This is a genomic window from Flavonifractor hominis (genome assembly GCF_040095835.1).
GTDB classification, from domain to species: Bacteria; Bacillota; Clostridia; order Oscillospirales; family Oscillospiraceae; genus Flavonifractor; species Flavonifractor hominis.
The window spans coordinates 291611-318290 of sequence record NZ_JBBMFT010000002.1 but is presented as its reverse complement, the minus strand read 5'-3'; the positions used below and the strand labels follow the sequence as shown (position 1 = coordinate 318290).

Here is a 26680-nt window from a genome sequence, read left to right as displayed (position 1 = left end):
GGTGGGGGACATGAAAAAACTCAATCCGGGCCGGAAACGGCTCATCGACAATGTCATCACCTATGGCATCGTTATTGCGGCGTTTGTGATCCTTCAGGCCCTGAGTGCCGGTGGTATGCTCAGCTCCTCCCTGGAGGGACAGCTGGTGCCTATCTGCGCCTATGTAGTCATGGCCATCTCCCTGAACCTGGTGGTGGGTATTTCGGGTGAGCTGAGCTTGGGCCACGCGGGCTTTATGAGCGTGGGCGCCTTCTCCGGCGTGGTTACCGCCATTTCCCTCCAGGGTGCCATCCCCAACGACGCGCTGCGTCTGGTGGTGGCCATGGTGGTGGGCGCGCTGCTGGCCGGCGTAGCCGGTATCATCGTGGGTGTGCCGGTGCTCCGCCTGCGGGGTGACTATCTGGCTATCGTGACCCTGGCCTTTGGCGAGATCATCAAGAATATCATCAATGTGCTCTATGTTGGTGTGGATGAGAACGGCCTTCACTTCTCGCTAGAGAATGAGATGGCTCTGGGACTGAGCGAGGGCGGCAAGGCTATCCTGAAGGGGCCCCAGGGATTTACGGCCAACGTGAAGCTGGCTACCTTTGTTGCCGGGTTTGTGCTGGTGATTATTGCCCTTACCATAGTGCTCAACCTGGTGCACAGCCGTTCTGGCCGGGCTATCATGGCTCTGCGGGACAACCGCATTGCCGCCGAGAGCGTAGGCATCGGCGCAACCAAGTATAAGCTTATGGCTTTTGTTACGTCCGCTGTGCTGGCAGGTGCGGCCGGCGTGCTCTATGCCATGAATTATTCCTCCATCGCGCCCAAGAAGTTTGACTTCAACACCTCCATCCTGGTGCTGGTGTTCGTGGTGCTGGGCGGCATCGGCAACATCCGGGGCTCCATCATCGCCGCGGCATTTCTTACCTACCTGCCCGAGCTGCTGCGCTCCTTCAATCTGGATCAGTACCGCATGCTGGTATATGCCATCGTGCTGATCCTGGTGATGATCGCTACCAACAACCCCACCGCCCGGGCGTTTTTCGGCGGGCTGTGGAGCAAGATCCGGCGGCAGGAAACGCAGGAAGAGAAGGGAGGGGTCAGGGCATGAGTTTCCCCAAACGCCCCGAGACCAAGCTGGTGCCTGTGCCCAGCGTCAATAAGATTCCCGAGCGGGATGTGGACAAAAGTCCCATCTTGGAGGCCCAGCACCTGGGCATCGATTTCGGTGGCCTCACCGCCGTCAATGAGTTCAACATGGCCATTGGCCGCACCGAGATCGCCGGGCTCATTGGGCCAAACGGCGCCGGCAAGACCACCGTATTCAACCTGCTGACCAAAGTGTACCAGCCCACCCGGGGCACTGTACTGCTGGACGGCATCGACACCCACAACATGAATACGGTCCAGGTCAACCGGGCAGGTATCGCCCGTACCTTCCAGAACATCCGCCTGTTTGATAATCTGAGCGTGGAGGACAACGTCAAGATCGGCATGCACAACTCCATCCACTGTGGTATGCTCAGCGGAATTTTCCGCCTGCCCAACTACTGGAAGGCCGAGAAGGCGGCTCATGAGCGGGCACTGGAGCTGCTCTCCATTTTCGACATGCAGGATCTGGCCAATGCCAAGGCGGGCAGCCTGCCTTACGGAGCTCAGCGCCGGCTGGAGATCATCCGGGCCTTGGGCACCAACCCGTCCCTGCTGCTGCTGGATGAGCCGGCGGCGGGCATGAACCCCTCGGAGACGGCGGAGCTCATGGAGAACATCGTTAAGATCCGGGATACCTTCCAGATCGCCATTCTGCTCATCGAGCACGACATGAACCTGGTTATGGGCATCTGTGAGGGCATCTGTGTGCTCAACTTCGGTCAGATCATTGCCAAGGGCACTCCCACCGAGATCCAGAACAACCCGGAGGTCATCAAGGCCTACCTGGGCACCAACAAGGAGGGTTAAGTGCATGGCTGTGATGCTTGAGGTAAAAAACATCAACGTCTATTACGGCGCGATCCACGCGGTCAAGGACGTATCCTTCCAGGTCAACGAGGGGGAGATCGTCACCCTCATCGGCGCCAACGGCGCGGGCAAGACCACCACGCTGCAGACCATCTCGGGTCTGCTGCACACCCGCACCGGGTCCATTGAATTTCTGGGGCAGCCCATCCAGGGCGTACCGGCTGCCAAACTGGTAGGCCGGGGTCTGGCGCAGGTTCCGGAGGGACGCCGGGTGTTTCAGCAGATGACGGTAGAGGAGAACCTGGAGATGGGCGCCTTTACCCAGCCGAATTCCACGGTGGACCCCAATCTGGCCCGGGTGTACGAGCAGTTCCCCCGGTTGAAGGAGCGCCGCAAACAGGTGGCAGGTACCCTCTCCGGCGGCGAGCAGCAGATGCTGGCTATGGGACGGGCTCTCATGTCCAATCCCAAACTGCTCATGCTGGATGAGCCGTCTATGGGTCTGGCTCCTATCCTGGTGGAGCAGATCTTTGATATCATTCAGCGTCTGCACAAAGCAGGGACTACCATTCTGCTGGTGGAGCAGAACGCCCAGATGGCTCTGTCGGTAGCTGACCGTGGCTACGTGCTGGAGACCGGGCGGGTGACCCTTTCCGGCCCCGGCAAGCAGCTGCTGGCGGACGAGGCCGTAAAAAAAGCCTATCTTGGCGGCTGAAGCAAAGCCCCGGGGAGATTTCTCCCCGGGGCTTTTTCCAAATCCTCCCCTTGACCGTTCGTGCTATAATAAGGGTGATCAAACCATTCATCGTTACCATGTCAGAAGGAGCCTGAACGCAATATGCCGAACTATTATGCACACCTGAAATTTGGCGGCAGGGTCCTGGAGGACCTGCCGGCCGGCTTGTCCGAGACGATTCAAGAGGAGCGGGAGGCCTTTGACTTGGGCTGCCTTGGGCCTGACCCGCTGTTTTTTTATCAGCCCATGCGCCCCAACGCCGTACGGCGGGAGGGCGTAAGGATGCACCGGACCTCCGCTCTGCCTGCGGTGGAACGTTTACGGCAGGCCATCGAAGCGGAGATCCCCATGTCCGTGGGCTATGGAGCGGGCTTTCTTTGCCATTTGGCCCTGGACAGCGCCTGCCACGGCTATGTGAACGACCGGGCGGCCGATGGCCCCATTTCTCATATGGCCATGGAGGGGGAGTACGATCGGATGCTCATGGTGCAGGATGGTCTGGATGCTGCGGAGAAAGCACATCTGCCGGAGATGCCCAGCGACCGGATGGTATGGGAGGCGGCAGCCCAGGCGTTTGTACATGCGTCCCCAAAACAGATGCGCCGGGCGTATCGGTCTATGCACTTTTACTCCAGCGTTTTGGCGCGGGCCAACGGCCGGCCGGCCGGGCGGGTCATTGGTGCCGTGAGTCATATGCTGCCCATCCGCTCAGCGAAGGGGATCGCGCTGAAGGAACAGCCCCATCCCTCTGCGGCCCAGAGCAACGCCGACTTGGACTATCTTCTGGAGCGGGCCATTCCGGAGACGGCCGAGCAGATCACGGCGTTTTTTCAGGCCATTGAGGCAGAACGGCCGGTGCCGCTCTGGTTTGACCGGGATTTTAAGGGAACCCCGCCCCAGAGGGTTCACTGGCAAAATGGGAAAAAACCGTTGGTGACCACTACATAAGCCTTTGAATTTCCGCCCTGTGCAATGCGCAGGGCGGAAATTTTATATAGAAAAGGTCTATCTGGAAAAGAAAATAGAAAATATCAAAACATCCTTCCGCACAAAAATGTTTTACTCTATAAAATGCTTGATATACCATTGTGCAAAAAAGAGAATCCGACAAATATACTTGCACACCAGTTAAAGGAATAGTATAATCATCAATGAAATAGACTAAACAGTCGATTTTTAGAAAGGTAAAATAAAACTGCTATTGTGTGGGCTGTTTTGTCACGAGCCGATGAAAAAAGAAGTGCATGAAGGGGAAACGATGGCTTGCATTGGTTTGTACAGCGAAGCTGACGGTTCAGTTGGCTGTACCTGCCGCGCCGAGGTAGCCACCATGCTCATGCGCTTTGACCGGGCGCAGGACAATTAAATTTGCGTTCCTCATTTCCTTTTCTTTCTTTTCTTCTTTTGCAGGCCGCCCCGCCGGAGACTTGTCCGGCGGGGCGGTTTGCGTTTTATAAAGTGGTCGTTTCCAAAAGAAAAGTGACGGGACGGATACCATCGCTGCAGCAGACCACAGAGGTGCCTTCAGACCGCTGCCATGGAGTATAGGTGGCACCGCAGGAGAGGGCAGAAACAGAGCGGTAAAGGTCGATCCAGGCCCAGGGGCAGAATCCGGCGGGCATTTCAGCTCCGCCCGTATAAAGAAAAACATCTCCCTCCTGAAAAAAGTCGCAGCTACACTCGGAAGGCGGTTCGCGGAGAAAACGGATGGCCAGATCCTCATAAAACTGTTTGCGCAGTACAGTAATGCGTACGGCTTTCATGGCAAGGACTCCTTTCCCATCTGAAACTCTGTCATGGTGTTCCAATAACGCTTTGGCATGTGAGTCATGCGGCATTTGGGGTTATACCGGCCCTCGATGGCAATGGTATTGTAGAACCGTCGCCAAAGCCGGCGGTAGTCCAGCTCCTCCTGTTCCGGCCCATTCAGGTGAAACTCGGCGAGAGGGACGATGCCCCATTGATAGGGATGGTAAAACAGGGCTTCCCTGTGGGTCCGGTCGTAGAGCACAAAGGATTCACCGGAATAGCGGGTACAGAAGTGAGGACGCAGCAAGGGGAGCACCCGGTTTTTGGGCTCAATTTCTCCAATGAGCATTCCCTCCTGCTGGGAAAACCGGGTAAAGCCTTTGAGCTGGTGAGCTTCCCCGGTGAGGTGTTGGACCGCCTTGGTGAGGGTATTTACCCGCTCATCGGTGAGGTCCCGCACGACTCCGGGGCCTCGTTCATAGCCCAGCCGCAGGAACTCCCACAGGACCAGTTCCTTCTCCGGCAGGCAGGTAAGGAAGCCGTAGGTCACAAGCCTCCGGCCCTGAACACCGAGTTTTCTGTCCAGCGACTGATAGACCCGGCTGGCATGGGCCGGATCGGTGTCCACCGCCCGCTCCGGCCACAGGGAGAAGCGTCCATCCTCGGGGCCAAGAAAACAGGCAGGGGCTTCTTTATGAAGATAGGCTTCAAACACACAGCATAAAAAACCAGCAAAACTGCCGTCATAGTGGTAGGCCACCTGGCTCCAAGCCATAAGACACTCCTTCCTTCCGGTTGGGCAGTTGATTTCCCCATACCATGGCACAGATCTCATTTTCCCGATCGAGGACGTCATAATCGCCTACCAGCTGTCCGGGCCACAGGAAGCCTGCTGGCCCAAACGCTCTGCCAGGGCGTCCGGGCCATAGCGGGCAGCCGGAATAATGGGCGTTTTTGCTGCAAACACAACAGGCTAACCCGCAATAAGCGATCCCTTTTTCAGGAGAGAAGATGCCCATTCTGATGTTCTCCGCCTTATCCCGTCTGCTCAAATAGAGATAGCTGCTCCGGAGCGCCCTGGGCCAACATAGGCCGCTCCTGGGCCACCAGGTGGCGAAGCACTCCGTCCGGATTGACCCGCAGACCTTCCAACATCTTTCCTGCGCAGGTGATAAAATACTGGGCCCGCTTGAGCACCACGCCCAGCTTTTTCAGCCCGGTGAAGGTGAGAGAGCCGCATCGCCGGGCGGTGAGGATGCGCTTGGCCGATACCACGCCGATGCCGGGCACGCGCAGCAGGGATTCGTAGTCGGCCTGGTTGACCTCCACCGGAAAAAACTCCATGTGACGCAGGGCCCAGGAGCACTTGGGATCCACCAGAGGGTCAAAATTGGGGGCGGACTCGTCCAGCAGCTCCTCCGCCCGGAAGTGATAAAAGCGCAGCAGCCAGTCGGCCTGATAGAGCCGGTGCTCCCGCAGCAGGGGTGGTTTGAATCCCTGTGGGGCAGGGAGAAGGGAGTGGTTTGATACCGGCATATAGGCCGAATAGAAGACCCGCTTGAGCTTGTACTTGTCATACAGAGCCTGGGTGAGGGTTAGAATGTGTTTGTCACTCTCCGGCGTGGCCCCGATGATCATCTGGGTGGATTGGCCGGCCGGGGCAAACCGGGGGGCGTGTTTGTACTTGGCCAGTTCTCCCTTGGATACCTGAATACCGTCCCGGATCTGAGCCATAGGGGTGAGAATAGAAGTGCGGGCTTTTTCCGGACACAGACGGCGGAGGCTCCCTTCGCTGGGCAGCTCAATGTTGACGCTCAGCCGGTCGGCCAGCAGGCCCAGCTGCTGGGTAAGACCGGGATCCGTCCCGGGGATCGCCTTGGCATGGATGTAGCCGTGGAAACCGTATTCCTCCCGCAGCAGACGCAGGGCTTGCACCATGTTTTCAGTGGTGCGGTCTGGGCTGCCCCACACCGCAGAGGAGAGAAACAGCCCCTCGATGTAGTTGCGCCGGTAAAAACCGATGGTGAGTTCGGCCAACTCACGGGGGGTAAAAGCGGTGCGGGGCACATCGTTGGAACGGCGGTTGACGCAATAGGCACAGTCATAAATGCACCGATTGGTCATGAGTACCTTCAGAAGGGAAATACACCGCCCGTCGGCGGAGAAGGAGTGGCAGCATCCGGCGGCCATGGTACTGCCCAGTCCACCGGGGCGGGCAGAGCGGTCCAGTCCGCTGGAAGTACAGGCTGCGTCGTATTTGGCCGCATCGGCCAGGATCGTTAATTTTTCCAGCAGTTCCATAAGGGCGCCCTCCCTAAAATCGAACCTATGTACTATTATTATAACTGGAACAAATGTATTGGTCAAGAGACAAAAAATGGGCCCGCGTCTAATGACGCGGGCCCATTTTTTGTTGTGCGGGGGATTACTGAGCGATCTTCTGGCAGAAGACCATGAGGATCTTGGCCATCTCAGCGCGGGTAGCGGTGCCCTGAGGATCCAGGCGGGCGCCGTCCTTGCCGTTGATGATGCCGTTTGCCACGGCCCAGCTCATAGCCTGGGTGGCCCAGTCGGAGACGCTGGCGCTATCCACAAAGGCGGCCAGGCTGCCGGAGGCGGAGGTGCCGTAGCCCTTATACTGGGCGTAGCGGTACAGCAGGACCACCAGCTGCTCGCGGGTCACATTGTCGTTGGTGCCAAACAGGCCGTTGCCGTAGCCGTTGACGATCTTGGCGGACACGTTCCAGGTCACCGCGTCGGTGTACCACTGGCCGGCCAGCACGTCGGTGAAGCCGGACACACCGGCCGTGGCGGGGCTGCCCTCCATGTTGTAGATGACCTGAGCCACCATGGCCCGGCTGGAGAAGCCGTCGGGATCAAACCGGCCGCCGCCCACGCCGCTCATGATGCCGTTGCGGCCCACATAGTTGGCCGCGTCGGTGTACCACTGGTTGGCGATGTCGTTGAAGGCAGGCCGCACGATGACCACCGGCGGGTTAGTCGTGCTGGAACCATCGCTGCCGGAGTCACTGCCGTCAGAGCCGCTGTCGGAGGAACCGGTGACCGTGATGGTAGCGGTAGTGGAGACGGGCAGTACGCCATCGTCAGCCACAAAGGTGACTTCATAAGTACCGGCCTTGGTGGGCGTCCAGGTCAGGGTATGGGTGCTGGCGTTGAAGCTGGCGCCGTCGGGCAGGTTCTGCACGGAGTAGGTGAGGGTGGCATCCGAAGCAGCCTGGTCGCGGACACCCTCCGTCTCAGCGGCGGGGTTGCGGGCCACGACGGTGAGAGTCAGGGTCTCGCCGGCCTTCACGTTCTGGTCCTCCACAGGCTCGAAGAAGGGCCGGTGGACGGTGACAGGCAGATCAAAGTCCTTGCCGTTGTAAGTCCAGACGGGATCGCTGTAGGTGTAGCCATTGTCCGCGGTGGCAATGGTGTCATAGCCGTACAGATTGTCCTTGGGCGTGCTGGGCTCGGGAGCATTGACGGTGTGGCGCAGGATATCCGCGCTGTCCAGACCGGTGATGCTGGAGCAGGTGGTGGTGAAGTAGGGCTCGTTGGGCACATACTCCATAGCGGTGTGGCGCTTATAGTTGTTGGTCACCAGAGCCACGGGAGCCACGCCCTCCTCGGTCTCGGCGGAGAAGTCGACGAAGTCCACGTTCTGGCAGTCGTCCAGAACCACGCCATGGCGCTCATCAGCAACTTCATAGCTGAAGGTCACATTGATGAGCTTCAGACCGTCCACGTGGCGGGCATACAGGCCGTAAGCCGGCAGGATGCCGAAGTTGGAGGGCTCGGGATACTGCTCGGGCATCTCGGGCACGTTGTAGGGATCATCCACCCAGGAGTTGGTATCCGCATCCCACACCACGCGGGGCAGCAGGGCGGCATTCTTGGTGAAGAAGGTGTTTACCAGCCAGGGCAGGCTCTGGGTAGTGGGAGCGGTCATGTACTGGGTATACTCCCAGTCGGTGTCCAGCTGCTGCTGCTCCACAGCGTCAGCCATGCGCATGCCGCCGCGGTAGGTGACATCGATGTTCTCAAAGGTCACGTTCTGGATCTTGCTGTCAACCAGACCGGCCAGAGTAATGGGATAACGGGGATCCACGTTGGTGATCTTGACATTGCCAACATAGATGTTGTAGGCCTCAGCCAGGTCGGAGTAGCCCACGGCGTCGCCGTAGTAATCGCGCTCGTCCACGCCGTTGTTGTTGGGGTTGATCTCAGTGGACTTATCCACCACATAGGTCTTGGTGGCCTCATCCCACTTGTAGGCGTAGTACTTACCGTCTTCCTCATAGAAGTTGTTGGTGTTCTGCTTCACCGGATCGGTGGGATCCACGGTAGAGACGGTCACACCGTTGGGCATGGTAACCTTGTTGCTGGTGTTGTAGGCGGGGAAGTAGCGCTGGATGGGGTACTCCGTCCAGGTGTACTCGCTGCCCTCGGTGTTCTGGGGGATAATCCAGCCGTTATTGGTGATGCGCACGTTGTTGGGCTGGCTCAGAGCGGTATCGGTGCTGTTGCCGGTGACCGGATAACGGCCGCGGTTGCCGATACGGATGAAGATGGGGGAGCTGCTGACGGTATCCATCTCGGCGTTGACCATGAGGATGTCATGGATGGGGCTGCCGTCCACGGCCTCCAGGCAGAAACCGCGGGAGCGGTCGAACTGCACGCCGTCGATGGTCACGGTGTTGTAGCCGCAGGTGGACTCGGTGCCGAACTTGATGCGGGCGGTGGGGCCGCAGCGGTCGGTAGCTACCTGCTTGTCGGTGGTGTAGGTGCCAGCCAGTACGGAACCGGCGTCATAGCCGCTGACCACACAATCCTTCACCAGGCAGTTCTGCACCGGCTGGAACACGCCGGCGCCATAGGAGGCCTTGAAGACGATGGCGTCGTCGGTGAGGGAGTTGAAGTGAGAGTTGATGATGGTTACGTCCTGGGTGCAGTCCACGTCCAGAGCGTCGCGGTTGGTGTCGATGACCATGCCGTCGATGAGGTAGTTGCGTCCGCCCTCGGTGATGATGGCGAAGTGGCCGCCGTTGAGGATGTCAAAGTCGGCCAGGACCACGTTCTCGCAGCGCACCAGGGCGATGCCCTTGTTACCATACCAGGTGCCGGTCTGGCCGGTGCGGTCGGAGGGGTTGCTGGGGTCTCCGCCCTGCAGGACCTGATCCAGAGTGCCCTCGTCATTGAGCTGGCTGCCGTCCAGCCGGCCCTCGCCGTAGATCATGATGTTTTCCTTGTCGGCAGCGTAGATCAGGCTGTTGGCAAAGTAAGTGTGGCCGCCGTCCTGCAGACCGGCATAGATGTTGACCTCAGGCTGCAGGTAGTTGCCGGGCGTGCCGTCGGCGTTAAAGTCCTCGGCGGGGCTGGTGACCGAGCCGTCACGGCCGTACATGGTAGTCTTGGCAGCCTGGACCACGCAGTCCTTCTCCAGATACAGGTTGACGTTGCTCTGCAGCTCGATGGTGTAGCAGCGGAAGGTGCCGGCGGGGAAGACGACCGTACCGCCGCCCTCGTGGGCCGCAGCGTCCTTGATCGCGTCGTTGATGGCCTTGGTGTTCTCCACGGCGTGGGTGTCGGTATCGCCGGAGGCGCGGTCCTCCAGCGCCACAGCGCCGAAGTCCTCGATGTTGACCTTGTAGTCCTCCTTGAGCAGGCTCTCCTTGGTCACGGTAGCACCGGTGGCCAGCTTGACGCCGTTGTACTCGGTCAGGCCGGACAGGTCGATGTGACCCTCAGAGGGAGTCTCGGGCTCGCTGGGGGTTTCACCCTTAAAGGTGGTGCCGGTGAGAATGGCGTTCTCCACACCCGCAAAGGTGGAGCGCTCCACCGCGGAATCGGAGAAGTCACAGTTGGTAAAGGTCAGGTTCTTGCAGTTGGTAACGGAATCCTTGTTTGCGGTATCCTTCATGGTCACGTTGTCCAGGGTCAGCCCGTCCACGTAGTTCATGCTGAAGCCCTGCTGGCTGCCCACGAAGGTGGAATCCTTAATGGTAAAGTCAGAGATGTAGCAGTCCTCCAGATCGTCGCTCACGATGGCGGAGTCGGCGATGCCGGAGATGGGGAAGCCGTTGAGCTGCAGGGCGTACTTGCCGCCCTTGCCCTCTTCACCGGCGGCGTTGACGCTCATACCCTCAAACAGCACGTGCTTGAACTGGGGGATATAGGCGGCATAGGAGGAGCCGGGGAAGTCCTCCATCATGGCCTCCATCATCTGGACTTCCTTGCTTACGTCGTAGTTCAGATCCACCAGGATGACGGGCTTGCCGCTCTCCACCATCTTGACGGTGTCGTTCTTGTAGTAGATGTTCTCAATAACGCCGCCGCGGATGTAGTTGGTCTTGAAGCGGTAGGCCGCCTGCAGCTGGTCGCTGTCCATCTCGTTGTTGCGGGAGAAGATATTCTTCACGCCGCTGGTGATCTCAGAGCCGATGGTGACGCCGCCGTGGCCGTCCACAAAGGTGTTGTCCTGGATCACGATGTTGAAGCTGGCCCGGCCGATGCGCAGGCCGTCGCCGTTGCGGCCGGACTTGATGGCGATGCAGTCGTCGCCCACGTCAAAGCGGTTGTTCTGGATGACCACATTGCTGCTGGCCTCGGGATCGCAGCCGTCGTTGTTATGCATGTGGGACTCCACATACACATCCTGCACCATAACGGTGTCACAGAGCACGGGGTTGATCTCCCACATGGGGGAGTTGACCACATTCACGCCCTCAATGAGCACGTTCTGGCAGTTATAGGGCTGGATGAAATTGGGGCGCAGGAAACCGTCGTCCGCACCCGACCAGGGAGTATCCTGGGACTCAGAGATGCCGTACTGACGCTCGGCCACAGGCACATTGGTCTGGCCCTGGGCAAAGAGCTTGGTACGGGGGGCATTCTGGGCCTCAATCTTGGTGGTGCCGCTGTCGGTGGTCCAGTTGCGGGAACTCTTCCACTCGTGCCAGGTCATGGTCTCCGGGTGGGAACCGTCGCCGGTGCTGGCCTGGCCGTCCAGGGTGCCCTTGCCGGTGATGGCGATATTCTCCTTGCCATAGGCGTAGATGAAGGGGGAGAAGTTCATCAGCTCCACGCTCTCAAAGCGGGTGAGCGTGAGGCCCTGATCGTCCACGCCGTCGCCGTAGACTTCCTTCATCAGATCACCCTGATAGGAGGCATAGTCAGTGGTAAAAGCCAGAGTGGCGCCTTCCTCGATGTGGAGGTTGACGTTGTCCTCCAGGTGAATGGCCGAGGTGTAGAACACCTGGCCGTCCACAGCGGGAACGACTACGGTGCCGCCGCCAGCCTCGCTGACGTCTTTGATGGCCTGATAGATGGCCTTGGTGTTTTTGGCAGCCAGGGCGATCTCGGCCTCAGTATCCTCGGCAGACTTCTTATAGGTGCCCTCTACCAGAGCGAAGCGCTCATGGGGCTCGGCATTATAGGGTTCATCAGTGATAGTAACGGTGCGCTGGGCAAAAATGTCGCGCATTTCGTCCACCGCGCTGTCCACATGCTCTACAATACTGTCAGCATAGGTCCAGGCATCCTCAGAGCCGGAAAAGACGCTGGTATCGTCAAAATCCAGACCTTCGGCCACGGTGTAGGTGAGTTCCACCCCACTCTGGGATGGCTCGGCGGCAAACGCCCCGGTGACAGTCAGGCTGCACAGCATGGAGGCAGCCAAAACGCCGGAGAGCAGTCGCTTGAGTGCTGCATTGCAAGAATGCTTCATAGAAAACAGTCCCTCCTTGTTGCTCTTTCTCCTTCTTGTTTCCTGGATCTCCGGAATATACACAAGCCTCCTTTCCGCCGGGATCCCAATGTTAATGTTGGTGTTAGCGGTTTTTATACACATCCAGATCGCTCTGGAAAATGAGCCGACTTTCCACGTACTGGATGTCGCTGGCGGGTTTCCAGCCCTTTAAAACGTAGTCACCCAGCAGCTTGGTGGCCAGATAGGCCTGTTGTTCCGGGGCTTTGTACACGATGTTCTTGACGATACCCCGCTCCATGTTGCGTACAGTCTCCTCAAACAGGTCACTGGCTACAATGCGGATGGAGTTGCTCTTGTTCAGCGCCTCCGCCTCGTTGGCCAGCAGCACGCTCAGCCGGGCGCTGACGCTGAAGGCTCCCGCAATATCCGAACGGTGGAGCAGCGCCTCTTGCAGCCGGGTGCGCAAGTCGGCCTCATTGCCATAGCCGTACAAAGTAAGCAATCCGATATCAGGAGCGTGGGCGCGGAGATACTCCTCAAAGCCGTGGACCGTCTGGGCGTGGGAGGGACGGAGGACGTCGCCGCCGCACAGCAAAATGGTATCGCCCGGCCGGAGCTGACTGGTGAGCAGTTCGGCTACCATACGGCCCGTACGCTCATGGTCAGCCTGAGCACAGGCCAGGCGGCCGCACTCACTGCGGTCGTCACAGGCCAGAAAGACCGGAACGCCCCGTTCTGTATAGACCTGCAGAGCCTGCATGCCCGCATCGCTGAAAGGACCTACGGTCACCAGACCGTCAATGGCCCCGTCATACCGACGGAAACAGGAGAGCAGCTCGGCGCTCTGAGCCTGAGGGTCTTCCTCACTGTAAGCAATTTCGATTTCTTCGATGTTATAATCCCGCAGTTCCTGAATGCAGCGACGAAAGCCTTTCCACACGTTGGAATAGAAGAAACGGCCCTTGCCGTCCGGGACAGGAAAGGCCCCCACAATCCGAAGAGAGCGGCGCTTCAGAGCAGCGGCAGCGGTGTTGGCCTGATATTCACGACGCACACAGATATCCAAAATTTTCTCCTGCAGTGCGGAACTGACGCCTTTTTTTCCATAAAGAGCGCGGTGAACGGTTCCGGTAGAGACTCCGGCTTCTGCCGCGATATCCTTAATTGTTACACGCTTTCCCATGTGTGACCTCCTTGGTCAGAATCCATATAAGAGAACGTTTTACTAAACTGTTTCCTTATAAAATATAGAACATTCTGCTAACTGCGTCAATTCACTTTTTTATAAAAGAATGGAATTTGGGCAGTCTGTCAACTTGCAAAAGAGAAAATTGGGCAATATGGCAAGACAGCATGCGCCGCTCAAAGCGGCGCATGCTGTCTTGAAGAGAAAAAGCGAGAGGTTAGCCGGCCAGGCCGTAGACTTCCAGCTCCCGCAGGGTAGCCACGGTGGTACCGGACTTGCTGCAGCCGGTGATGTCTACCCGCACGTACCGGGCCTGGGTACCGGCGGGGAACTGGTCATCGGTTTCGTAGGGGGCGGAGACCTTGGAGTGGTCGATCACCTGGGTATAGGTACCATCTGCCTCGTCCTTTACCGAGACAGTGAAATAGTACTCCCGGGTGTCTTTGCTCTCCCAATAGAGATGGATGTTGTTCAACTGGCAGACCTGACCCAGGTCCACCTCAATATAGGCAGGGATCTCTTTGGATTTCCAGCTGTTCATGGTGTCAGCTGCGGTACCGGTTTTGTTCTCAATCACGCCATCCACCGCCATGGCCGCCGGGCAGATATCCGGCTTTTCTTCACTGGAGACGGTGACCGGCTGGTTGAGAGCCAGATTTTCCAGACCGGAGTCGGTTTTCTCCACGGGGAGGAACGTAATGCTCCGGCCGGTGAAGTAGCCCTTGGTGGTGCACACAAACCGGAGGAAGTAGCTGCCGGCCGGGATCTCCACAGCCGAGTCGATGTTCAGGCCACCGCTGGAGCGCATATCGATGGAGCCCACAGTGATGGATTCGCCACCGGCCTGAGGCACCAGTACCACGTCGAATACACCACGAGAGGAGGCAGTCTTGGCACTCATCTCCACCGTATAGGAGGCGCTGCTCAAAAACTCCAGGGGCTGGGCCAGCTGGAAGTATTCGCCTACCTCGGCGTTGGCCTGAAAATAATGGTCGCTGCCGTTTTGGTTGTCTTCCTTGATATCGCCGTCGGTAAAGCTGTCAGACTTCTCGCCCACTTCCGCACCGGTCAGGGTAAAGGAGACGGTGGGGATTTCCACTGCGATGCGGTACAGTGCACTCTGGCTGGCGTCCTCAGCATCCACCCGCAGATAGCTGCCGCTGGCGAGTACAGTGCCAGCCTCCAGGGGAGACTGACCGGCCTGGGCGCTGTCCCGGTCGGCGTATACGGCCAGGCTCTGGGTGCCGCCCAGAGTGGAACGGAGGCTGTCCAGCAGGTCCTGTACGGTGGCGCCGGTACGAACGGACAGGCTGTTTTCCAGACCGCCGGTCTGGATGGCGGTCACAGAACCGCCGGGTACGGACTCAATCTCCGTGCTGGAGGCGATCTCATCGACACGGTAGAAAGTCACGGTATACACCCGGGTATCCGTGCCGTTTTTGGCGGTGACGGTGAGCTGGTCGCCCTCGGCCAGCGGGTCATCCGCCTGCCGGCCGGCCACGGCGTAGCTCTGCTCGCCAGGCGCGGCCTTTTCCGGCTGAATCTGGGCGGTGAGCTGAGCCACAGTGGTGCCCTTGCGGACGGTGACGGTACCGGCCTGAAGGTCTACGGCCTTCACGTCGAATGCGTCTTCGGCCAGAGCCAGACCAACGTCCTGCTCCAGGGCCGGGTTGATGACAGTAACGTTTTGGGCGTTGCCTGCATCCTTGTATCCGGCCTCCACATCGATCAGGGTAACGCCGTCAATATTGGCCAGGCTCACTGGAGCCTTGAAGTCGGCGCCCCGGATCACCACATCGCGAATGATGCTGTTGTCCTTGCCCTTAAAGGAGCTGGCAGCGGTGGACATTTCCACCAGGTTCTCATAGGTCAGCCGGCGGATGCGGGTGTTGATGGGGGAGGGGGTCTTCTTGTAGCTGTCGGAGTAGTCGGCCTCCACCCGGATGGCCGCCTTGCTGCTGTTGTTGATGATATCCCGGTAAAGAATGTCCTCTACCAGGCCGCCCCGCTCTCTGGGGGCCTTGATCCACATGCTGTTGTCGGAGACGTTGTCCTTAAACTCATTGTTCTGGAACAGAATATCGTGAGCGCCGCCAGCCATCTCACTGCCGATGATCAGGCCGTACCGGCTGCCCAGGCTGAACACGTCGGTGACCCGCAGGTAGGCGGTGGGCTTGCCCCGCAGCCAGCCTTCCAGATTCTTGCCGGACTTGGCGGCAATGGCGTCATCGCCGGCACGGAAGAAGCTGTTGAGGATATTGGTGTGTGTGGAGGAGTCCACATCGCAGCCGTCGCCGTTGAGGATATAGTTGCGTCCTTTGCCCACCTCGGTCTGATAGTTGCTCAGAGCCACCACGGAGATGTTGTCCAGAGTGATGTCCTCACTGTAGATGAGATCGATGGTCCAGGCGGGACCGTTGGCGATCATGACGTCGGTAACATACAGACCCTTGACATTGTGGGTAACCAGCACGTGGCCGCGGATGGTGACATTGCTGCGGACCAGGGACTGGTCAATGTTGGGGCAGCTGCCGCCAAACACGGCGGAGTTGGGGCCCTCATTGTAGCCAAGCTGATAGCCGTTGGCGTTGATCTGGCCCTGGCCGCAGATGGTGACGTTTTCGGTGTTGTAGCTGGCGGTGTAGCCGTTCTCACCTTCGTCATACACGCCCACGGTCAGCAGGCTGGAGTAGACATACTCGTTGTCCTGGCCGGCATAGTCCAGACCGGTGCGCTCGTTCTCACCGGCCCACTCCTCGGCGGGCTGATAGATCTTGCGCCAGCCCTCCCAACGGGAGACCATGCGGGGATAGTCCTTGGGGTCGGTGCTGCCCATGAGGATGCCGTCCACCCGGAGGGTCATGTCGCTCTTGAGGAACAGCGCGCCGGAGTAGAAAACGTGGCCGGCGGGCAGCCATACCTCGCCATTTTCCGGGCAGGCGTCGATGGCGGCCTGGATGGCGGCGGTGTCCAGCGTGGAGCCGTCGCCCACCGCGCCGAAGTCCAGCACGTTGAGCACCTGGGGGGCCGGGTCGGTGCGGGCGGTAATGGTTTCGGACACGCTCTGTCCATCACCGTAGAAGGTGGTGACGGTAAAGGTGTACTCGGTGTCAGGAGACAGGCCCTTCACCGTGTAGCTCATCTCATTTCCAAGCTCGGCTACCAGTGCGCCGTTGGCCGTGACCTGAGTGCCGGTGAGATCCCCGGCGGTGTAGAGGGAATCCCGGTTCCACAGCAGGGCCACGGACTGAGAGGTGATGGTCTCTTCGGGGATGTGCAGGTTGCGCAGATAGAGGCTGGCGCTGCCGTCCACCGTGACGGGGTAGCAGGCGTATACCACATTTTCCGCCTGAAGCAGCTCGTCCAGAGCCTGCTTGGCGTCGGGATCAGCGGAGATGTTGCGTACCTCGGCCAGCTCGTCGCTGGGGGCCTGTTCGTCGGCCGTCTTATCCAGGTCGGCGGTAAAGAAGAGCACCTGCTTCTGCGCATCGGTAAGGCTGTCCAGCGCAATGGCGTAGATGTTGGCGGTGCCGGCCTCGTAGCCCTGGAGATTACCCTCCTGGTCCACCGTCACAACCGTGCGGTTGTCGCTGAGCCAGTAGAGCTGCTGATTGGTGGCAGTGGCCGTGACCTGAGCGGTGAGCTCGGCGACCTGGTCTCGCACCAGGGTCTGGGGACCGGAGAGGGTGATGGAGTCCACCTTCACCTCGCCGTTGGTCACAGTGACCTGGCAGGTATCCTGATGGCCCTCATAGGCGGCGGTCACAGTGGCGGTGCCGGCGGACTTGGCGGTCAGTTTTGCCTGGGCCGCGCCGTAGACGGTGTCCGCCACCGCCTCCACAGCCAGCACGTCAGGGTTGCTGCTGGTCCAGACCACCTCGGGAGAGAGAACGCTGGCCGGGCTGACGCTGGCGGTCAGATAACCCTCGCTCCCTGCGGCCAGGTTGAGCGCATCCTTATTGACGGACAGACCGGTGACCACGGTAGCTGCGGGCAGCACCATGACCTTGAAGCTCTGGGTGAAGCCGCCCTTCACGCTGGTGGCGGTGATGGTGACGGTCTTGTAATTGTCATCGTCAGCATCCAGCGCAGAGGAATTCTCCCGGCGCTCTTCGTAGTTGGAGGTGGAGCGGGCGGTGACCAGACCGTTCTGGTCCACGCTGGCGATGTACGGGTTGGAGGAAGTCCAGACGATGTCGCTCTGTCCGCCCTCGGGGGTGACAGTGAGCTGGCGGGTATTCTGGCCCTGCTGGCCCACCGTCAGCGTAATGACCTCGTCGCTGCCGCCGGTAAGGCCGGTGACATCCAGTGCATCGTCGGTCACGGTCACCGTACAGGTAGCGGTGCGGCCGTTGACCTTGGAACGGACGGTAAAGGTGGTTTGACCGGCGGCCACAGGGGTGACCACCACCTGGTCGTAGAGAATCTTCACATCCTCTTTGGCCAGAGCGCCAATGTCGGCAAAGTCGGCGTAATTCTGGTCCTCGTTGAGGGAGACCTGAATGACGGAGGAATCATAGTCCTCCACCACTTCCAGAGAGGTGTCCAGCATCTTGCCGTCGGTGGGGATGTCCACGGGGAAGAACAGCGGGGTGAGTGTAACGGCCTGGCCGTCTGCCGCCAGAGTCAGCTCGCTGCTGCTCAGCTCCAGGGTCTGCATGGTGGCGCGGTCATACCCGTCAATGGAGGTGATGGCACACACATCCGAGCCAATCAGTTTCTCACCGTCATACAGTTCGGCAGTTACGCTCACAAAGCCGGTGGTCCGGGCCTGGACGGTCACGGAGTCGCCGCTGTCGCTCTGTACCGCCACAATGGTGGGGTCGGAACTAGTCCAGCGGACCTGGGGAGCGGTATAGGCGCTCTTGTCATAGCTGACCGACAGGGTGAGGGTCTCGCCGCTGTCGTTATCCTTGCCGCAGGCCATGGCATAGGTGTTCCAGTTCAGAGATACGACCTTATCCTCCTCCGGGACCGGAGTGGGCAGGGGAGCGGGCTGGTCGTCGTCATCGTCATCGTTGTCATTGTCATGATTGCCGGAGGGAGTCTGGGAGACTTCCACACTGCCCTGGGTCTGGCCATTGATCTGGCAGTCGGTCAGGGCGGCGGTATGGCCGTCCAGCACGGTCAGGTTGCCGGTCACGGTGACCTTGTCCAGCTTGGCTCCGTCAGCGGCGATGATAAGGTCGCCCTGGACGGTGACATCCTTCAGAGTCACGCCGTCAGCGGCAATGATGACCAAACCGCTCTGCAGGCTGGTATAGGTGCCGCTCTTGCAGAGATATTCGGCCACCACATTGTCCAGGATGGTCACAACCGACGCGCGGTCCATGGTCTGCTCGGGGGCAAACTGCCCGTTGCCGATGCCCTGGATGTACCCCAACCGGGCCATGGCCGAGACATACGGAAGGGCCCAGCTGGCGATGGCGGCCTGATCGGTAAAGGACACAGCCGGAGCGCTGTCGGGAGCCACAGCCAGGGCCGAAGCCAGCATCTTGCAGGCCTCCTGCCGGGTCACGGGATCCTCGGGTCCCATGCGGCCGTCGCCATAACCGCTCATGACCCCGGCCGCCGCGCACTGCAGGACATAGGGGGTGTACCAGGCCCCGTCGGGCAGGTCGGTAAAGGTGTTGGCTGCCTGGGTCTCATAGCCCATGGTAACGGCAATGATCTTGGCAAGGGCGCCTCGGGTCACGGGTGCGGCGGGCTGAAAGGCACCGGTGCCGTCCCCTTCGATTACGCCGTAGCTGGCCCAGCGGTCAATGGCATCCTCTGCCCAGTGACCGCTGGTGTCACTGAATCCGGCGGCTGCTGCGACCGGGACCGGCAGCATGCCGGTCAGCAGGCACAGGGCCAGAAGCAGGGACAAAAGCTTTTTTACGTGCTGCATGATTCTCCTCCTTCTTTTCCAAAAACCAGAGTAAATTCCTGCGCAAGGCGGGACTTCCGCAGGGTGAAAATGGCAGGTACAGGATGCTTAGATGCCATTTTCTGGATAAATGGTGCAAAAACGTTTTACCAAAAATCCTGTTCGATTGTACCGCTAGTAGGGCAGTTAGTCAATAGAATAAGGTAAATCCAACGGCGGAATTGTTGGTTTTGTGCACGAAATGGGGGCTGCAAAAAAAAGTTGGTAATATTTTAAAAAAAGACTACCATTTTGATAAAGTTTATGTTACAATTCCGACCTGACCCCAGTTGTACCGCCGTGTGATTGAAGAAGAGACCGGAAGAGACGGGGCATAGAAAAACAGAGAGTGAAAGGAAGTTGGAGCACATGAACTGGTATCACAGAGCGCTTTCCTGCCTGCTTGTGGGCTCGATGGGGCTTTCCATGCTGGGCGGAAACGCTGCCCTGGCGGTGGAGGCCTCTGCCCCGGAGGGAAACAGCCAGGCGGAAGGCGAGATTACCGCCACCCTGCGTATGGATTACCCCATCACGGCGGAGGGCTGGCAAAACAGCGGAGCTACGGTGACCCTGCTGCAGGACAGCAAGGCTGTGGCTACGGCAGACCTGACGCAGTCGGGGACGACCCAGGTGGACGGACAGCCTGGAGCTTCCGGCAGTGTGGAGGTACGCATGAACCAGGCCGGTACGGACGTGGCCTATGTAGATGTGACCTTTGATGCCCTCACCGCTGAGGAGGGGGCGAACACCTATTATTTGCAGTTTGAAGGAACTGGCTTTGCCGACTACACCAGCCCCGCGCTGACGCTGGATACCTATTCCAAGGGCCTGGTGCTGGGGACCGGCGACGCCACCTTTACTCAGGGCGATGTCAACGGCGACGGCCGGGTGGATGAGACCGATCTGGAGATGCTGAAGACTGCCCTGTCCGCCGGTTCGCCGGTCTATGACTTCAACGGCGACGGCGCCATGGACATCTCCGACCTGGCGCTGGTCACCCTGACCAGTGTTGCCCAGGGCAGCGCCCAGGTGATCGATACCACCGCCATTGCGCTCCGTGCCGTTCGCATGGACGAGGTGGACGCGGCCATGAGCGCCCTGGAGGATGCCCATGTGAGCGTTACCGGCACGGCCGGGGATCTGTTCTCCGGTACCAGCGCGGTTACCTTTGCCGCCACCGAGGAGACGGCCCAGCTCTCCCTGCCCATCCCTCTGGAGGAGAGCGGCACCACCATGGAGCAGATTGCCATTGTCAGCTCCGCCGCTAACCCTCTGGATCAGGGGAGCCTGGTGGTGGAGTATCTGGAAAATGGAGAGACCAAGACGGAGACCATCTCCTTTGACGAGCGGGTGCCCGACGGAGTGTACCCCATCTGGCAGCGGGATGACGGCCGCCGGACGGTGGTCATCGATCTGGGCAAGCGGGTGCCGGTGAAGAAGGTCACCATCCAGGTGGAGCTGCGCCAGGATCAGCCTGTGGTAGTGGAGCAGATCCAGTTTGTCCAGGACGTGGTACCTCAGGAGCCCACCGCCGAGAGCACCCGGGTGACCGGACTGAAGGCTGAGGCGGGCAAAGGTTCTATCACTCTGAGCTGGAAGGAGTTCCCCAACATTACCGGCTACCGGATCTATTACGGAACCAGCGCCGACCGGTTGAGCAGCCAGGTGGATACCGACCAGACCAGCTACACCCTGACCGGGTTTAAGGATCTGGTACCCTATTACTTTGCCGTGGCCCCGGTATCCGAGGCCGGCGGTACCCGTTGGGAGGGTCGCAAGTCCGAGATCGTCAGCGCCACACCCGAGCCGGAGCAGGTGCCTGATAAGCCGGATGCCGTGACCGTAGAGGAGGGGGACACCCTGCTCACCGTGACCTGGAAGCCCGGCAAGTACACCCAGTATTGTAAGGTGGAGTACCGCCTCCAGGGGGCGGAGAGCTTCCAGACCCTGGCCGGCCAGTACCAGAACAGCGCCGTGATTACCGGCCTGGAGAATGACCAGACCTATGAGGTGCGGGTCTATGGCGTCAACACGGCCGGCAACGGTCCGGTCTCCCTGACGGCTCTGGGTACCCCCAAGGCCGCCGAGGTGGAGGTCCCCGAATTGCCTACGCGCAATCGTCTGGACAACCAGACCATCATCCAGAAGGTGGAGTACAGCAAGGAGAATACGCAGTGGGAACTGAGCAAGGGTGAGCTGCCTGGCTCGGTCTACGACGGAGACTATCGCACCAGCTGGATCGCCAACAGCTATCACCTCTCCCGGGCCTTTACCTTTACCTTTGACCAGGCCTATGAGATGGACTACCTGATTTATGTGCCCGACCTGGGCCGGGAGCCCGGTGGTCAGCAGCGGCTGTACCGGAGTTTCTTTGAGCGCTTTAATGTTTCCATCAACGGCCAGGCGGTGCCCCAGGAGCAGGTATCCTTTGAGGCGGCCAAGGACAATCAGTACTTTATCATTCGTTTCCCCAAGTCCCAGGTGAGCTCCATCACCGTGGAGGGCTCCCAGTGGGCCGGCGCGGGCAACATCAGCCTGTCCGAGATCGCGTTCTATCAGTACGACGGGCTGGCCGAGGAGATTGCCGCCCTGTTTGCCAACGACTCCCATACCGCCCTGGCCGAGGGGGTGGACGCCGAAAAGGTAGCCGCTCTGCGTGCCCAGGCGGAGGATGCCCAGGCTTACTATGTGGACCGGAGTGTTCTGCTGGATGAGCTGGACAACGCCCAGCAGCTGCTGGACGGCCGCCAGAGTGAACTGACGGTAGTGGAGGGCTTCCAGCAGCGTTCGGCCGCGGCGGACAGCGCCACCTACGGCCAGAGTGCCTCCGCGCTCCAGCCCCTGGGTGTAAGCGCCCTTTCCAAGCAGTATGTCACCCTCTACGTGGAGGGGCTGCAGCCCGGCGAGAGCCTCCAGCTGGTCCAGTGGCAGCAGTATTCCGAGACCAACGCCACCCGCGCCAGCTATACGCTGCAGAATGGGCGCAACCGCATTTGGCTGAAGGAGATCGGCAACTCCGGCTCCGGCGAGCGGGGCGGCTCGCTCTACGTGGAGTACACCGGCACTCACGGCAGCGATCTGCGCATCCAGATCCGGGATACGTCCGAGCAGAAGAATGTGGTTACCCGCATTCCCATGCTGGAGCTCACCGCTGAGCAGTGGTATGGCGACGAACAGGCCTGCAAGGAGCTGATCCGTACCTATGTGCAGCAGCTCAAGAGCTATGTGGCCGGACTGAGTTTTGTCAACGAGGGCGCCAAGCGGACCAACACCCGCAACGTCACCGAAATCGGTACCCCCAGCGTGCTGCTCTCCCTGCCCGCCAACCAGGTGCTGGAGGGACTGGGCGGCGCCAACGCTGATGTGGAGGCCATGACCGACCGGCTCTACGACGCGCTGCAGGCCTGGGAGGAACTGGTGTTCCTGAGCAACAAGACCCAGGGCATCCTCTCCGCTGACGCCAGTCTGGCGGACAGCCGCTACCCCATGCAGACCCGTCAGAACATCCGCTTCTCCCGCATGTTCTCCGGCGCGTTTATGTTTGCCGCCGGCAGCTACGTGGGGATCGACTACAATGAGACCCGTGGCATGGTGACGGGCAGCTCTCTGTCCGGACTTACCGGTACGGAGGCCAACAACCTCTATGGATGGGGCATTGCCCACGAGATCGGCCACAACATGGATAAGATTGGCCGGGCCGAGATTACCAATAACATCTATTCCCTGGTGGCGCAGACCGCTGACCGTGACGGTGCGCTGCTGGGCCAGTCCCGGCTGGAGACCAGCGGGCTCTATCCCGATATTTTCCGTAAGGTGGCCCAGGGCCGCCCCGGCGAGGCGGGCAATGTGTTTGTCCAGCTGGGGATGTACTGGCAGCTGCACCTGGCCTATGACGGCGACGGCGATGTGCTGAGCGGCAGTGGTCCGCTGGACTTCTACAACGCCTTCTTCCAGGCGTGGAAGAGCGGCAAGTATGCCGGCGAGGGGTACACCAGCGATGAGCGGATCGCCCTCATTGCCGGCGATGTGACGGGCAAGGATCTGAGCGAATTCTTTACCCGCTGGGGCATGCAGCTGAGCCAGCCGGTGCTGGCCAAGCTGGCCGAGCATGACGATGAGCAACGGGATATCTGGTACCTCAGCGACGAATCTCGCCGCCTGCGGCTGAGCGGCGGGGAGCAGACCGTTCTCCAGCCCAGCCTGGAGGCGCAGGTTGACGGCGAGCGGACCATTACGCTTACCATTACCGTGGAGGACGCCTCCAAGCTGCAGGGCTATGAGATCCTGCGCAACGGTACCCCCATTGATTTTATCGTCTGCAATGGAAATCTGACCCAGAGCTACACCGACACCGTGGGCGCGGCCAATAACATGACCTTTACCTATACGGTGCGGGCCATTGACCAGTTGGGTTATGAGGCAGGCAGTGCCTCTGCCCCGGCGGTGCGCATGTCCTATGATCGTACCATTGATCCTGAGCTCTATGAGATCCAGCAGGACGAAGCAGGCAACGTACTCATCACCGTCAAGGGTGAGAACAGCCTGAGCGTGGGCGGCATCAAGCTCACCGGCGAGCAGGTCCCCCAGCAGGGCAGCTTCCTGGTGCTGGTGTCCAACAACCCTGCGGCTCAGCCCCTTCAGGAGATCGGTACCGTCAAGCCCAACGGCGGCTGGACGGTAGCCAAACAGGGCCGCTTTGACCGCAACGAGAGTCAGAGCGAGGGCGTGTTCCTCAACTATTTCAACAAGCCCGGCGCACAGGCCGATGACACCCGCATCTGGATGTATGATGCCAGACAGATCGCCATCTCTGGTCTGCCCGCCGGAATGAACCCCGAAGATATCCAGCTGCTGAGCTATCCTGGTGACAACATTGCCTTCACCGAAGATGCCGCCGTGGGCGTACTGGGCGAGGACTATGTCTACGACACCATGGACGGACAGGAGAGCATCCCCGCCGGTACCGTTATCATTACCGGTACCTACCGGGGCGACCCCATCTACAACAGCGTGCACGTGCTGGGCCGGCTGCAGCAGATGCAGCCCGGTTCGGATGCTGCCCCCACCATCCAGGAGGATGTGCCTCTGGCGGGTGAGCTGTTGATGCTGGCCGAGATCCCTGAGGACGGTCAGGTCAGCGACATCAGCGACGGTATTTTCATCTTCATCCCCGCCGATCAGGACCTGTTCCGGCAGGTGAATGAGGACGACCCCGACCATCCCAGCGCCAACAGCGCCGTGCTCATTGAGCTCAAGGCCCAGCTGTTCCGCGCTGAGGATATTGAGGGCAACGGCCAGCGCATGACCAGCGACACGCTGTACATCAGCGTGCCCCGCTATGACAGCATGCCTGAGATCCGCTTTGCCAAGGAAAACTGAAAGGAGAAACAGCATGTATCGTTGGCTCAAGACCGGCATCTGCGTTCTGACCATGGGCGCGATGCTTCATCTGCCGGCCCTGGCGGCCGGGCTTGATCTGGCGTTTGACGAGGAGGGTAACCGCGCTGCGGTTACCCTCACCGGTGTGGAACCTGGGCGCTATGCCGCCGAGGTGACATTCACCCTCACCAGTCTGGAGGAGATCCAGTTTACCGGTTCGGTAGAGCATTTTGCCCTTACCCTTCGTCCAGACAGCGGACAGGTGACCCTCTACGTAGCCTCTCAGGCTGCTTTGAATCCCGACAGCGACGCAGTGAGCCTGGGTACCCTTACGGTCAAGGCCGGCACCCAGGTCACTGGAGCCGGGTCTGGCGTGGTATTGGATGAAGGCCTGGTGCGTACTGAGCTGGGGACGCTGGAGATCACCACCACGCCGGGCGGCTCGGATGAAGGTTCCGGAGACGGTTCCGACTCCGGCTCCGGAGGCGGCTCTGGCTCAGATTCCGGCTCTGGTGGGCAGAACAGCGGTGAGGAGGACGATACTCCCACCTATGCTACGCCCAAGGTATCTGTGCAGGGCACCGGAGGAAAGGTCCGCGTGGAACGGGGACAGGTAACCATTACGCCCGACGCCGGCTACCGCATTGCCCGCATCCTGGTCAACGGACAGGAGGTAGCGGTGCAGACCACACTTACCGGCCTGAAATCCAGCGACCGGGTGGAGGTCTGGTTTGAGGCCGAGACCACTGCCGCCGCTCCGCAGTTTGACGATGTGGCGGCCGACGCCTGGTATGCCGATGCGGTCGCCTTTGCGGCGGAGCGGGGGCTGTTCCAGGGAGTGGGGGAGAACCGTTTTGCTCCTGAGGCCTCCATGAGCCGTGCCATGCTGGTGACCGTGCTCTACCGTATGTCCGGTCAGAGCGCCCCCGCCGGGGGAAGCGGCTTTACCGATGTGCCTGCGGATGCCTGGTATGCTGATGCAGTGTCCTGGGCCGAGGCCAACGGCATTGTCCAGGGCATGGGAGAGGGCGTCTTTGCCCCTGACCAGGATGTGAGCCGGGAGCAGACGGCCGCCATCCTGTGCCGCTACAGCGCCTATATGGGCAAGGCGATGCCCCAGGGTGAGCCCGCCTTTGCAGACCGCTCTGAGATCGGCGCTTACGCGGTGGAAGCGGTGGGCGCTGTGCAGGCAGCGGGATTGATGAACGGCCGGGACGGCAATCGGTTTGCCCCCCGGGCCGGGATCACCCGGGCTGAAGTGGCTACGCTGCTCATGCGTTACGATCAGTGGAGCAATCCTTAAATACAAGGAAAAAACGGCCGGAGGGCTGCCAAAACTGGCAGCCCTCCGGCCGTTTCATATCAGGTCAGGCAGGAGATTCAACGATACCATAGAGCAACAGATTCATCCACTGACGGCGCAGCTTTTCCTGGGCAGCCGAACCGTTTTGCAAAGCCTCTTTCATGCGCTTGCTATGGTTCAAAAAGCTCTGATAACACCCCAGCAGTTCCATGGCTTCCTCCAGAGTAATACCGGGGCGCAGCTGTGCTCCGCTCAGGATCTGTCCCAGCAACTCCCAATTATAGTGGACAAGGGGGGCACGGATCTCTTCTATCGCCGCGGTCAGATGTTCCGGCAGCGACAGGAAACTCTGGTCAAACAGCTGTTGAAATGCGGGATGATCCTGAAAAAAATCCATTCGTAACTGGAAATATCGATTGACGTTTTGCGCCACACCGTCCTCTGGATATACGGACATGTGTGTATTCAGATATTGGAGCAGCTCGTTAAAACAAAGCTGCACGCAGGCCAGATAAATGCTGTCTTTATCCTTAAAATAGTAATAAAGGATACCTTTGGAAAAGCCTCCGGCTTTACAGACAGAATCCACTGCCGCGCCCAGATAGCCTCGCTTTCCAAATTCCTGACAGGCGGCACTTAAAATGCGCTGCTGCATTTGACGGACACGTTCTTCTTGTTTCATAAATGCGCCTCACTCTCATGAGTTAGCTTATCATAAATAGCGGAAAAAGAAAAGCGTCAACATAGGCATGAGTGTAGAGAAA

General features: G+C 59.7%; 13 protein-coding genes. 6 read left to right on the top strand and 7 right to left on the bottom strand.

Going from position 1 to position 26680, the window contains the following annotated elements:
- The first annotated feature begins 10 nt into the window (after positions 1-10).
- From WMO45_RS05745 to WMO45_RS05730, 4 genes are all read left to right on the top strand, one after another.
- Positions 11-1096: a branched-chain amino acid ABC transporter permease gene (locus tag WMO45_RS05745; RefSeq protein WP_349139602.1), complete on the top strand. Its 1086-nt coding sequence runs from the start codon at positions 11-13 to the stop codon at positions 1094-1096.
- Positions 1093-1944, top strand: coding sequence for an ABC transporter ATP-binding protein (locus WMO45_RS05740; protein WP_349139601.1), 852 nt, complete (start codon positions 1093-1095; stop codon positions 1942-1944). The genes WMO45_RS05745 and WMO45_RS05740 overlap by 4 nt, the downstream gene beginning before the upstream one ends.
- A gap of 13 nt (positions 1945-1957) precedes the next feature.
- Positions 1958-2659 (top strand): ABC transporter ATP-binding protein, encoded by a 702-nt coding sequence (locus WMO45_RS05735; protein WP_349139640.1) that lies wholly within the window; start codon positions 1958-1960, stop codon positions 2657-2659.
- A gap of 123 nt (positions 2660-2782) precedes the next feature.
- On the top strand, positions 2783-3628 hold the full coding sequence (locus WMO45_RS05730) for a zinc dependent phospholipase C family protein (RefSeq protein WP_349139600.1): 846 nt from the start codon (positions 2783-2785) through the stop codon (positions 3626-3628).
- Between the two features lie 503 nt (positions 3629-4131).
- On the opposite strand, the gene WMO45_RS05725 is transcribed toward WMO45_RS05730, so the two are convergent.
- The 6 genes from WMO45_RS05725 to WMO45_RS05700 form a co-directional block, all read right to left on the bottom strand.
- Positions 4132-4443, bottom strand: coding sequence for a TIGR04076 family protein (locus tag WMO45_RS05725; RefSeq protein ID WP_349139599.1), 312 nt, complete (start codon positions 4441-4443; stop codon positions 4132-4134).
- Positions 4440-5204, bottom strand: a complete 765-nt coding sequence (locus tag WMO45_RS05720) for a TIGR03915 family putative DNA repair protein (RefSeq protein WP_349139598.1) — start codon at positions 5202-5204, stop codon at positions 4440-4442. The genes WMO45_RS05725 and WMO45_RS05720 overlap by 4 nt, the downstream gene beginning before the upstream one ends.
- A 260-nt stretch (positions 5205-5464) precedes the next feature.
- Positions 5465-6730, bottom strand: coding sequence for a putative DNA modification/repair radical SAM protein (locus tag WMO45_RS05715; protein ID WP_349139597.1), 1266 nt, complete (start codon positions 6728-6730; stop codon positions 5465-5467).
- A gap of 124 nt (positions 6731-6854) precedes the next feature.
- Positions 6855-12158 (bottom strand): glycosyl hydrolase family 28 protein, encoded by a 5304-nt coding sequence (locus WMO45_RS05710; RefSeq protein ID WP_349139596.1) that lies wholly within the window; start codon positions 12156-12158, stop codon positions 6855-6857.
- A gap of 103 nt (positions 12159-12261) precedes the next feature.
- Positions 12262-13323: a substrate-binding domain-containing protein gene (locus tag WMO45_RS05705; RefSeq protein ID WP_349139595.1), complete on the bottom strand. Its 1062-nt coding sequence runs from the start codon at positions 13321-13323 to the stop codon at positions 12262-12264.
- A 220-nt stretch (positions 13324-13543) separates the two neighbouring features.
- Positions 13544-19216, bottom strand: a complete 5673-nt coding sequence (locus tag WMO45_RS05700) for an S-layer homology domain-containing protein (RefSeq protein WP_349139594.1) — start codon at positions 19214-19216, stop codon at positions 13544-13546.
- A gap of 387 nt (positions 19217-19603) precedes the next feature.
- On the opposite strand from WMO45_RS05700, the gene WMO45_RS05695 reads away from it, so the two are divergent.
- Positions 19604-24613 carry a fibronectin type III domain-containing protein gene (locus WMO45_RS05695; protein WP_349139593.1) on the top strand — a complete coding sequence of 1670 codons (5010 nt, stop codon included), beginning with the start codon at positions 19604-19606 and terminating at the stop codon, positions 24611-24613.
- Positions 24614-24626: 13 nt separating this feature from the next.
- Entirely contained in the window at positions 24627-25916 is a 1290-nt protein-coding gene (locus tag WMO45_RS05690; RefSeq protein WP_349139592.1) for an S-layer homology domain-containing protein, read from the top strand.
- Positions 25917-25980: 64 nt separating this feature from the next.
- Here WMO45_RS05690 and WMO45_RS05685 read toward each other — a convergent pair whose 3' ends face one another.
- Positions 25981-26598 carry a TetR/AcrR family transcriptional regulator gene (locus WMO45_RS05685; protein ID WP_349139591.1) on the bottom strand — a complete coding sequence of 206 codons (618 nt, stop codon included), beginning with the start codon at positions 26596-26598 and terminating at the stop codon, positions 25981-25983.
- Between the last annotated feature and the right edge of the window lie 82 nt (positions 26599-26680).